Origin of the sequence: Anaerotruncus sp. AF02-27 (genome assembly GCF_003465835.1) — a bacterium.
GTDB lineage: Bacteria > Bacillota > Clostridia > Oscillospirales > Ruminococcaceae > Anaerotruncus > Anaerotruncus rubiinfantis.
Window position 1 is genome coordinate 44,770 of record NZ_QSBX01000006.1, and the last position, 11,648, is coordinate 56,417.

Annotated in this window: 11 protein-coding genes and 1 riboswitch; all 11 genes read left to right on the forward strand. The window is 58.0% G+C overall.

The genetic code is table 11. The annotated features are described in order from the left end of the window. Nucleotides 1-40: 40 nt before the first annotated feature. Nucleotides 41-751, forward strand: coding sequence for a phosphoribosylaminoimidazolesuccinocarboxamide synthase (gene purC / locus DWV16_RS06860; RefSeq protein ID WP_066459877.1), 711 nt, complete (start codon nucleotides 41-43; stop codon nucleotides 749-751). A 34-nt stretch (nucleotides 752-785) separates the two neighbouring features. Then, nucleotides 786-2,219, forward strand: coding sequence for an amidophosphoribosyltransferase (gene purF / locus DWV16_RS06865; protein WP_066459875.1), 1,434 nt, complete (start codon nucleotides 786-788; stop codon nucleotides 2,217-2,219). Between the two features lie 16 nt (nucleotides 2,220-2,235). Beyond that, nucleotides 2,236-3,276 carry a phosphoribosylformylglycinamidine cyclo-ligase gene (gene purM / locus DWV16_RS06870; RefSeq protein ID WP_118478401.1) on the forward strand — a complete coding sequence of 347 codons (1,041 nt, stop codon included), beginning with the start codon at nucleotides 2,236-2,238 and terminating at the stop codon, nucleotides 3,274-3,276. Next, entirely contained in the window at nucleotides 3,273-3,869 is a 597-nt protein-coding gene (gene purN / locus DWV16_RS06875; protein WP_066460512.1) for a phosphoribosylglycinamide formyltransferase, read from the forward strand. The genes purM and purN overlap by 4 nt, the downstream gene beginning before the upstream one ends. Before the next feature lie 20 nt (nucleotides 3,870-3,889). Beyond that, nucleotides 3,890-4,591, forward strand: coding sequence for an IMP cyclohydrolase (locus tag DWV16_RS06880; RefSeq protein ID WP_066460514.1), 702 nt, complete (start codon nucleotides 3,890-3,892; stop codon nucleotides 4,589-4,591). Nucleotides 4,592-4,603: 12 nt separating this feature from the next. Beyond that, entirely contained in the window at nucleotides 4,604-5,779 is a 1,176-nt protein-coding gene (locus tag DWV16_RS06885) for a phosphoribosylaminoimidazolecarboxamide formyltransferase (RefSeq protein WP_118478403.1), read from the forward strand. Nucleotides 5,780-5,828: 49 nt separating this feature from the next. Further along, nucleotides 5,829-7,100, forward strand: a complete 1,272-nt coding sequence (gene purD, locus DWV16_RS06890; RefSeq protein ID WP_118478405.1) for a phosphoribosylamine--glycine ligase — start codon at nucleotides 5,829-5,831, stop codon at nucleotides 7,098-7,100. 28 nt (nucleotides 7,101-7,128) lie between these two features. Further along, a riboswitch (ZMP/ZTP riboswitch) is annotated at nucleotides 7,129-7,213 on the forward strand. Between the two features lie 81 nt (nucleotides 7,214-7,294). Beyond that, on the forward strand, nucleotides 7,295-9,520 hold the full coding sequence (pflB, locus tag DWV16_RS06895) for a formate C-acetyltransferase (protein ID WP_118478407.1): 2,226 nt from the start codon (nucleotides 7,295-7,297) through the stop codon (nucleotides 9,518-9,520). After that, nucleotides 9,517-10,230 carry a pyruvate formate-lyase-activating protein gene (gene pflA, locus DWV16_RS06900; protein ID WP_118478409.1) on the forward strand — a complete coding sequence of 238 codons (714 nt, stop codon included), beginning with the start codon at nucleotides 9,517-9,519 and terminating at the stop codon, nucleotides 10,228-10,230. Before pflB ends, pflA begins: the two co-directional genes overlap by 4 nt. A 65-nt stretch (nucleotides 10,231-10,295) precedes the next feature. Continuing rightward, entirely contained in the window at nucleotides 10,296-11,255 is a 960-nt protein-coding gene (locus DWV16_RS06905) for a calcium/sodium antiporter (protein WP_118478411.1), read from the forward strand. A 105-nt stretch (nucleotides 11,256-11,360) separates the two neighbouring features. Beyond that, on the forward strand, nucleotides 11,361-11,648 hold a 288-nt coding region (locus DWV16_RS19550; RefSeq protein WP_243007282.1), incomplete at its 3' end, for a PTS sugar transporter subunit IIC.

Here is an 11,648-nt window from a genome sequence, read left to right on the forward strand (position 1 = left end):
AACACATTGAGATAAAAATGAAGAAGGAGACAGAACAGAAATGAAAAAGCTTGAACAACTCTATGAAGGCAAAGCGAAAAAAGTTTTCAAAACAGACGATCCGAACGCCTATATTGTGGAATACAAAGACGACGCGACCGCTTTTAACGGCCTGAAAAAGGGCACCATCGCGGGAAAGGGCGCCATCAACAACCGCGTTTCCAATCACCTGATGAAGATGCTTGAGAAAAACGGTATCCCGACCCACCTGATCGAAGAACTCTCCGAGCGTGAGACGCTGGTCAAAAAGGTCACAATCGTCCCGATCGAAGTGATTGTCCGCAATATTGCGGCCGGTTCGCTTTCGAAACGGCTGGGCCTTCCCGAGGGGCAAAAGCTGGCCAAGACAGTGCTTGAGTACAGCTACAAGGACGACGCGCTTGGCGACCCGATGATCAACGACTACCATGTCTTTGCCATGGAGCTCGCCACCCCGGAGGAGCTCAAGCTCATCGCTGATTACTCCTTCAGGATCAACGACCTGCTCGCGGCTTATCTCAAAGACCTGAACATCGAGCTGATCGACTTCAAACTCGAATACGGCAAGACTCCGGACGGCCAGATCATCCTCGCGGATGAAATTTCGCCCGATACCTGCCGCTTCTGGGACAGCACCACCGGTGAGAAGCTTGACAAAGACCGTTTTCGCCGCGATATGGGCGGTGTGGAGGATGCCTACCACGAGGTCATGAAACGCCTGCTCGGCGAATAAGCAGCCCTATTTTACCCGTTGGGAGTGAAAAAATTTGTTCGATCAACTGCATGAAGAATGCGGCGTTTTTGGTATCTATGAGGACAAACCCACCGATGTCGCATCCAGTGCTTATTTCGCGCTCTATGCCCTGCAGCACCGCGGACAGGAGAGCTGCGGCATCGCGGTCAACGACGACGGCGTGATTACCTGCCACAAGGATGTCGGGCTGGTTCCCGAGGTTTTTGACCGCGACACGCTTGAAAAGCTTGGGAAAGGCAGCATGGCGGTTGGCCACTGCCGCTATTCCACCACCGGCAATTCGAGCGCAATCAACGCACAGCCGCTGGTGGTGCGCCACTGCAAGGGTGCGATGGCGCTCGCCCACAACGGCAACCTGGTCAACGCCCAGCAGCTGCGCCACCAGCTGGAATTAAACGGCGCTATCTTCCACACAACCAACGACACCGAAGTCATCAGCTATATCATTACGCGGGAGCGCCTGATGGCCGGCAGCATTGAGGAAGCGGTCGAAAAGGCGATGCTCACCATCAAAGGGGCCTATTCGCTGATTGTGATGAGCCCCAAAAAACTGATTGCGGCGCGCGATCCGAACGGCTTTAGGCCGCTCTGCCTAGGCAGGACCGACGGCGGCTATGTGATCGCTTCGGAGAGCTGCGCGCTCGATTCGATCGGCGCGCACCTGGTCCGCGACGTGGAGCCGGGCGAGATCATCGTGATTGAAAATGGTGAGCTGCGCAGCATCCGCACCCACTGCGGTGGGAAGTCGAGCTTCTGCGTCTTTGAATACGTCTACTTCGCACGCCCCGATTCGGTGATTGAAGGGGTCAGCGTGCATGAGGCGCGCCAGAATGCCGGCCGTATCCTTTATCGGGAGCATCCGGTCGAGGCGGATGTCGTCATCGGCGTGCCGGATTCCGGCCTTGATGCGGCGCTCGGTTTTTCGAAGGAGTCCGGAATCCCCTATGGGGTTGGTTTCATCAAGAACAGATACATCGGCCGCACCTTTATCCAGCCCACCCAGGGCCAGCGGGAAAATTCGGTGCGCATCAAGCTCAATGTCATCGCGGAAACGGTGAAGGACAAACGGGTCGTGCTTATCGACGATTCGATCGTCCGCGGGACCACCTGTGCGCGTATCGTAAAACTTCTGCGGGAAGCAGGCGCGAAGGAAGTACATTTCGTGGTTTCCGCGCCGCCGTTTGTGAATCCGTGCTATTTTGGCACCGATATCGACAGCCGCGACAAGCTGATTGCCTGCCGGATGAGCATCCCGGAGATTGAAAAGCAGATCGGGGTCGATTCGCTCCATTATCTGAGCGTTGACGGCGTGCAGAAGATTGCAAAGGGAGCCAACTGCGACTTCTGCGTCGGCTGTTTCACCGGGGAATATCCGGTGCAGGTCCCGGGCGAGATGCCGAAGGACAAATTTGAATACAAGATCAGTGAAAAACAGAATCGTAAATAAGCAGGAGGAAGCAGGCATGAAAAACAGCTTTTCCGAATCCTATAAAGCCGCTGGCGTCGACGTAACCGCCGGATATAAGGCGGTCGAATTGATGAAAGCCCATGTCGCGCGTACCATGACCGGTGGCGTGATGGGCGCGATCGGCGGTTTTGGCGGGCTTTTTGAACTGGATCTCACCGGGATGCCGCACCCGGTGCTCTGTGCGGGGACCGATGGCGTGGGAACCAAGCTGAAGCTGGCGTTTTTGATGGATAAGCACGACACGGTGGGCATCGACTGCGTGGCGATGTGCGTCAACGATATCGTTTGCTGCGGGGCAAAGCCGCTCGTCTTTCTCGATTACATCGCCTGCGGAAAGAATTTTCCGGAGAAGATCGCTTCGATCGTTTCCGGCGTGGCGGAGGGCTGCGTCCAGGCCGGCTGTGCGCTCACCGGCGGCGAAACCGCCGAGATGCCCGGTTTTTATCCGGAGGACGAGTACGACCTCGCAGGCTTCTCGGTCGGCGCGGTGGACCGGGATAAAATCCTTGACCCCGCAAAGGTCGAAAACGGCGATGTGCTGATTGGCCTTCGCTCGAGCGGCGTGCATTCGAACGGTTTCTCGCTTGTGCGCAAGGTGTTCGATGTCGAAAATTCAAACTGCCTCAACAAATATTACGGGGAGCTGGGCATGACGCTGGGTGAAGCGCTGCTTGCACCGACCAGGATCTATGTCAAGCCAGTGCTCGCCGTGATGGACGCGGTCAAGGTCAAATCGATCTCCCACATCACCGGCGGCGGCTTTTATGAGAATATCCCGCGCGCGCTTCCGGAAGGCAAACGCGCGGTGATCAGCCAGAAGGCGGTAGAGCCTCTTCCGATCTTCGATGTTATCCAAAAGACCGGGAAGATTCCCGAACGCGATATGTACAACACCTTCAATATGGGCACCGGAATGATGCTCATCGTCGGCAAAGACGACGCACAGCGCGCGGTTGAACTCCTCAACGTGCAAGGTGAGCAGGCAAAAGTGCTCGGTTACATCGAGGACGGCGAGAAGGGGATCGAGCTATGCTGAAAAATGTCGTCGTGCTCGTGTCAGGCGGCGGTACCAACCTGCAGGCCCTGATCGATGCTGAACAGCGCGGGGAGATCCGCGGCGGAAAAATTTCCCGCGTCATCTCCTCGAACCCGCAAGCCTACGCGCTGGAACGGGCGAAGAAGGCTGGCATCCTTACGGAGGTGCTCGCGCGCAGGCAGTATCAGTCGCGCGAGGACTACGATTCCGCGCTGATGGCGGCCTTGGAACGGGCGCAGGCCGATCTCATTGTACTGGCGGGATTCATGTATGTGCTGGGGCCCGATTTGGTACAGGCGTATGAGCGCCGGATCATCAACGTACATCCCTCGCTGATCCCGTCTTTCTGTGGGGACGGCTTTTATGGGCTGCGTGTCCATGAGGCGGCGCTCGCCTACGGCGTAAAAGTCACCGGCGCGACGGTGCATTTTGTGAACGAAGTGACTGACGGGGGCCAGATCATCCTGCAAAAAGCGGTTGATGTGCGCGAAGGCGACACGCCCGAAGTCCTGCAGAAGCGGGTCATGGAAGAAGCGGAGTGGAAGCTGCTGCCCGAGGCGGTTTCCCTTTTCTGCGAAGGAAAGATTCAATGACAGGAAGGGAAGGAAAGAAGATGAAAGCGTTACCGATTGGCGGACTGCTCAGAAACAATGCGTACCCCGGCCGCGGCATCATCCTGGGAAAGAGCGCGGACGGGCGTTCGGCCGTGATTGCGTACTTTATCATGGGCCGCAGCGAGAACAGCCGCAACCGTGTCTTTGTGGCGGACGGAGAGGGTATCCGTACAGAGGCGTTCGATCCCGCGAAGCTTCGTGACCCGTCCCTTATCATCTATTCGCCGGTGCGGGTATTGGACACCACCACCATTGTCACAAACGGTGACCAGACCGATACGGTCTATGACTTTATGACCGAGGGCAAATCCTTTGTCAAGGCGCTGCGTACCCGTACCTTTGAGCCGGACGCGCCGAACTTCACCCCGCGCATCTCCGGCGTGGTGAACGGCTTCGATTACCGCCTTTCGATTCTTAAAAGCGGGAACGGCGACCCTGCGGTCACCGAACGCCAGTTCTTTGAATACACGGATACTCCCGCCGGAACCGGACATTTCATCCATACCTACAAAGGCGACGGCGATCCGATCCCGTCGTTTGAAGGCGAGCCGGAATATGTGACGGTCGAGGGCGATATCGAGGAATACACCAATCTGCTGTGGGAAAGCCTCAACCCGGACAACAAGGTCTCGCTCTTTGTGCGCTTCATCAATCAGGAGACCGGTGAATATGATACCCGGATCGTCAATAAGAACGTTTAAGGAGGCAGGGAAATGGCAAAGGAACTCGAACTGAAATATGGCTGCAACCCCAATCAGAAGCCCGCGCGCATCTTCATGCGGGAGGGCGATCTGCCAGTTACCGTTTTAAACGGCAAACCGGGCTTCATAAACTTCCTTGACGCGTTCAACTCCTGGCAGCTTGTGAAGGAGCTGAAAGCGGCCACGGGACTGCCGAGCGCGGCATCCTTTAAGCATGTGAGCCCGGCGGGCGCGGCGGTCGGTCTGCCGCTTTCCGACACCCTCAAAAAGATCTACTTCACCGGGGACGGGGAGCTTTCCCCGATCGCCTGTGCTTACGCGCGCGCGCGCGGCGCGGACCGCATGTCCTCCTACGGCGACTGGGTCGCGCTTTCGGATGTCTGCGACGCGGACACCGCGAACCTGCTCAAGGTGGAGGTTTCGGACGGCGTCATCGCGCCGGGCTACACCGACGAAGCGCTTGCCATCCTGAAAACCAAGCGCAAAGGCGGTTACAACGTCGTGCAGATCGATCCGGATTATCTCCCGGCTGCGGTAGAGCACAAGGATGTTTTCGGCGTGACCTTTGAGCAGGGCCGCAATGATCTCAAGATTGATGCAAAAATGCTGGAAAACGTTGTCACCAATACCAAAGAAATCCCGGAAGGCGCGCAGCGCGACCTGGTGATTGCGCTGATCGCCCTCAAATACACCCAGTCGAACTCGGTCTGCTACGCGAAGGACGGCCAGTGCATCGGCATCGGCGCGGGACAGCAGTCCCGTATCCATTGCACCCGGCTCGCAGGCAACAAGGCGGACATCTGGTGGCTGCGCCAGCACGAAAAGGTGCTCTCCCTGCCGTTTAAGGCGGATATTCGCCGTCCCGACCGCGACAATACGATCGATGTGTACATCTCCGAGGACTACATGGACGTGCTGGCGGATGGCATGTGGCAGCAGTTCTTCACCGAACAGCCCGCCCCGCTCACCCGGGAAGAGAAACGCGCCTGGCTCGACCGGATGACCGGCGTGGCGCTTGGTTCGGACGCGTTCTTCCCGTTTGGCGATAATATCGAGCGTGCCAATCGTTCGGGCGTCAAATTCATCGCGCAGCCGGGCGGTTCGATCCGCGACGACAATGTGATCGAAACCTGCGACAAATACGGTATCGCAATGGCCTTCACCGGCATCCGCCTCTTCCACCATTAATAGGTGCGCTGTTCAGACGCGCTGAATAATCCGATAGGGAGAATCATCTATGAAAATATTGGTAGTCGGCGGCGGCGGGCGTGAGCATGCGATCGTCCGCAAGCTGAAAGAAAATCCTAAGGCAACCGAAATCTTCTGCGCACCCGGAAACGGCGGCATCTCCGCCGACGCCGTCTGTGTGCCGATCAAGGCGACCGACGTGGACGGGATGGTCTCCTTTGCAAAGGAGAATCAAATCGATTTCGTGGTGGTCGCGCCGGACGATCCGCTTGTGCTCGGCATGGTCGATGCGATGAATGCCGCGGGGATCGATACCTTTGGCCCGACCAGGGCCGCCGCGCGCATCGAAGGCAGCAAGGTCTTTTCCAAAGATCTCATGAAGAAATACGGCATCCCAACCGCCGGTTATGAGACCTTCGACGATCCGGCGAAGGTGATCGATTACATCAAGGCGCAGAGCACCTTCCCGGCGGTCATCAAGGCGGACGGGCTTGCGCTCGGCAAGGGCGTCATCATCGCGCAGAACCTGCAGGAGGCGGAGGACGCGGTCCATTCGATCATGCAGGATAAGATCTTCGGCGCGTCCGGAAGCCGGGTCGTGGTCGAGGAATTCCTCACCGGCCCGGAAGTGAGCGTGCTCGCGTTCTGTGACGGCGAAACGGTCGTGCCGATGGTTTCCTCGATGGATCACAAACGCGCGCTCGACGGCGATCAGGGCCTCAACACCGGCGGTATGGGAACCGTCGCGCCGAACCTCTGTTACACGGCGGAGATGGCGGAAGTATGTATGAAGGAGATCTTCCGCCCCACGATGGACGCAATGAAGGCGGAGGGCTGCCCGTTCTCCGGCTGCCTCTTCTTCGGCCTGATGCTGACGCCGGACGGCCCGAAGGTGATCGAATATAACTGCCGGTTCGGGGACCCGGAAACGCAGGTGGTCCTGCCGCTTCTGGAGACAGATCTGCTCGAGATCATGCTCGCCATCCGTGACCGGCGGCTTCATGAGATCGAGGTCCGGTTCGCAGGCCGCCATGCGGCCTGCGTGGTCATGGCGAGCGGCGGCTACCCGGTTAAATACCAGACCGGCTGCCTGATCGAGGGACTTGACGAAAACGGTCAACGTCCGGACGCGACCGTCTACCACGCCGGCACCAAGCGGGACGCGGAGGGCTATAAGACCGCCGGCGGGCGGGTTCTGGGTGTGACCTGCACCGGCGACACCGCCAAGGAAGCGCTCGAAAAAGCATACGCGGCCGTGGAGAAGATCCATTTTCAGGATGCGCATTACCGCCGCGACATCGGCGCGAAAAACACGCTTTGACAGCGAGGGAAACCCGCAAAAGATAAAAATACCCTTCCGTAACTGACGGTACGATGTGGGCAACCACAGGGGAGCGGAATGGGATAACCGAGCCGACCGTCTGGGCACACCTGTGAATAAATTGCAGGGGTGCCCTTTTTGTTTCCCGTAAGGGGCAAAAAGGGCGCCGGGTGAAAAAGAAAGGAAGGTTTACCATGAACGCATGGGAAGGATTCAAAAAGGGCAGCTGGTGCGAAGCGATCAATGTGCGGGATTTTATCCAGCGCAACTACCAGCCATATGATGGTGATGAACATTTTCTTGCCGGGCCGACCGAACGTACCAAAAAGCTGATGGAGAAATTAAACGGGCTGTTCGCCAGAGAACGGGAAAAGGGCGGGGTGCTCGATGTAGATGTTTCGACCGTCTCGTCGCTGCTCCATTACCAGCCGGGCTACCTCGACCAGGAAAACGAGCTGATCGTGGGTTTACAGACCGACGCTCCGCTCAAGCGCGGGGTCAACCCATTCGGCGGCATCCGGATGGTCAAATCCTCCTGCGAGGCCTATGGTTATGCGCTTTCGCCGCGCATTCTCGACGAATTTCAGTACCGTACCACCCACAACGACGGGGTCTTTCGGGTCTATTCGGACGAGATGAAAGCCGCCCGCCACACGGGGCTCATCACCGGCCTGCCGGACGCCTACGGCCGCGGCAGGATCATAGGAGACTACCGGCGGGTTGCGCTTTATGGCGTCAACCGCCTGATTGCGGAAAAACAGAAGGACAAGGCGAAGCTCGCAGAGGGCCTGATGGACACCGATTCGATCCGCCAGAGCGAGGAGCTCTATCAGCAGATCAGCTTTTTGGAGAAACTCAAGGGCATGGCGGAGCTTTACGGCATCGATATCTCAAACCCCGCGGAAAACGCGCGCGAAGCGATCCAGTGGACCTATTTTGGATATCTCGGCGCAATCAAGGAGCAAAACGGCGCGGCGATGTCGCTCGGACGGGTATCCACCTTCTTTGACATCTATCTCGAACGGGATATCGCACGCGGCCTGCTCGACGAAAGCGGCGCACAGGAGCTGCTCGACGACTTTGTGATGAAACTGCGTATGGCGCGCCATCTGCGCACACCGGAATATAACGCGCTCTTCGGCGGCGACCCGATGTGGATCACCGAAAGCGTGGGCGGCATGGGCGAAGATGGCCGGACCCTTGTCACCAGAAGCTCCTACCGGATGCTCCACACCCTTTACACGCTCGGCCCTTCCCCGGAGCCAAACCTCACCGTCCTGTGGTCGCTGGCGCTGCCGGAGGCGTTCAAGCGCTTCTGCGCGCAGGTTTCAATTGACACCGATTCGATCCAGTACGAGAACGACGACCTCATGCGGCCCATCTACGGCGACGACTATGGCATCGCCTGCTGTGTCTCGGCGATGAAAATCGGCAAACAGATGCAATTTTTTGGCGCGCGCTGCAACCTTCCGAAACTCCTGCTGCTCTCCCTGAACGGCGGCGTTGACGAGATGAAGGGCACGCGTGTCGGCCCGCAGATGGCGCCTTACAAGGAGGAGTACCTCGATTACACGGCGGTCATGGGCCGCTTTGAGGCATATCGCACCTGGCTTTGCAGGCTCTATGTCAACACCCTCAACGTCATCCATTACATGCACGACAAATATGCTTACGAGAAAACGCAGATGGCGCTGCATGACACCGAAGTCGAGCGGTTCATGGCGTTTGGCGTGGCAGGGCTTTCGGTGCTGGCCGACTCTTTCTCCGCCATTAAATATGCGAAGGTGAAAGTGCTGCGCGGCGAAAACGGGCTGATCACCGGCTTTGAAACCGAAGGGGATTTTCCGAAGTACGGCAACGACGATGACCGCGTGGACGAAATTGCCCAAAAGATTGTATCGGATTTCTCCGCCGAACTCTGTAAAACCCCGGCTTACCGCGGCGCAAAGCACACCCTTTCGGTGCTGACCATCACCTCGAACGTGGTTTACGGCAAAAAGACCGGATCCACCCCGGATGGACGGAAAGCAGGCGAACCCTTCGCTCCTGGAGCGAATCCGATGCACAACCGGGAGCAGAATGGCGCCCTCGCGTCGCTTAATTCGGTGGCGAAGCTTCCGTATGCGGTCTGCCGCGACGGCATTTCGAACACTTTCTCGATCGTTCCGCAGGCGCTTGGCGAGGACAGCAAAACCCGCGCCGCAAATCTGACGAGCATCCTGGACGGCTATTTTGCGCAGATGGCGCACCACATCAATGTGAACGTATTGAATCGGGAAATGCTGGTCGAAGCGATGGAACATCCCGACCGCTATCCCAACCTGGCTATCCGGGTGTCCGGCTATGCGGTCAACTTCCATAAGCTCACGCGCGAGCAGCAGAGGGAAGTGATCAGCCGCACCTTCCACGAGCGGGTATGACCGGGCGGATCGCAAAGCTCGAAACGCTCGGCGCGGTGGACGGGCCGGGTGTGCGGGCGGTGGCCTTTTTGCAGGGATGTCCGCTGCGGTGCGCCTGCTGCCACAATCCGGAAACCTGGGACGCGGCTGGTGGAGAGGAGATAGACGCCGAAACGCTTGCGGCGCGCCTTCTGCGTTACCGGCCGTATTTCGGGCGGGATGGCGGGGTGACCCTTTCGGGCGGCGAACCGCTTTTGCAGGCGGCATTTGCCGCCGAGACGTTCCAACTCTGCCGTGCCGCAGGGGCCGGTACCGTCCTCGACACCTCCGGATGTTTGCTGAACAGGGAGGTGGAGCGAGCTCTTTCCGAAACCGATCTCGTGCTGCTCGACCTCAAATACACCGATGAAGCGGACTACCGCGCCCATACTGGCGGCAGCCTTGCCGACACGCTGCGCTTTCTTGCCCATCTGCAAAAGCGGGATATCCCGGTCTGGCTGCGGCAGGTGAGCATTCCGGGTCTCACCGACGGGGAAGAAAACATGAAACGGCTGGCGGAGATTGCAAAAGCGCATTCCTGCGTGAAGAAGGTGCAGCTTCTGCCGTTTCGGACCCTCTGCGCCGAAAAATATGAACGGCTCGGCATGCCGTTCCCGTTGGCGGGCACGCCGCAGCCGGACGCGGCCAAAATGCGGCGGCTCAACCAAATTCTGCAAACCCATCTCAAATAACGCATGTACCGCTCCCTTTTCGTCATACACTTTACAGACATGACGAAAAGGGAGCGGATCTGGTTTTGGAACTGTGGATGCCGGTATTGTTATTTGCCGTTGGAGTTGCGGCATTGGTCTGGGGAGGGGATACTTTTGTCGGCGCGGCCTCATGGATCGCGGAAAAGACCGGAATTCCCAAATTTGTCATCGGCGCGACGGTGGTGAGCTTTGCGACAACGCTGCCGGAATTGATCGTTTCGCTGATGGCTACGCTGGACGGATCAATCGACATGGCGGTGGGCAATGCGATCGGTTCGGTTTCCGCGAACATCGGGCTCATCATGGGTATCTCGCTGCTGGTACTGCCCGCGAAACTCGACGATGTGAGCTTCTGGGCCAAGGGCGCGGTGATGATCGTTTCGACAGCGTTTCTGGGCGCGTTTGTGATCGACGGGGCGATCGGGGTGCTCGAAAGCCTTGTGCTGCTGACGCTCCTGTTCATTTTCCTCTTTTTGAACCTCAATTCCATGAAGATGGCGAGCATGTTCCCAGACCCGCGCCAGCCGCGGAAACGGCCGGGCGCTGGGGAAATCTTTGCGCATCTGATGAAGTTCATCCTGGGGCTGTCAGGTATCCTGCTCGGCGCGGACCTGTTGGTCGATAATGGGGAACGGCTTGCACGCATGATGGGGGTGCCGGAAGCGCTCGTAGGGCTCACCTTTGTGGCGATCGGAACTTCGCTGCCCGAGCTCATCACCACCATTTCGGCAATTGTACGGCGGGAATCCTCCCTTTCGGTTGGCAACATTGTGGGAGCGAATATCATCGACATCACGATGATTCTTGCCTCCTGTGCCTTTGTTTCGGAGGGCCGCCTGCGGGTCAGCGCGCAGACGGCATCACTCGATGTGCCGGTGACACTGGTGCTGATGGTGATTGCGGTGGTACCGGCGGTTTTGCATCGCCGCTTTGCGCGTTGGCAGGGGATTTTGCTGTTGGCGGTTTACGGCGGATATATCTGCCATATCGCGCTGACTATGTGATAAAGATTTTCCCGAAATTCTATGGACATTTCTGAACGGATGCGGTATAATGCAATGCAGTGCTGTATTGACAGATGTATTGACATGTTTGAGGGGATGTTCATCATGGATCTTTTGCGGAAATTTTTCAAACGTTATTTTATCGATGCGATGAGCGCGATGGCGCTCGGCCTGTTTTCCTCGCTCATCATCGGGCTTGTGATCTCTCAGATCGCGAAGATTCCGGGCCTTTCATTTTTGGCGCAGCTTTCCGAAGTGCTTGGCGCGTCCTCGCCGGTGGTTGGCGCGGCGATCGGCACCGCGGTGGCTTGGGGACTCAAATCAAAGCCGCTCGTGACTTTTTCGTGCGTGGCCTGTGGTGCGATCGGCTATGCGGCGGGGGGGCCCGGGGGG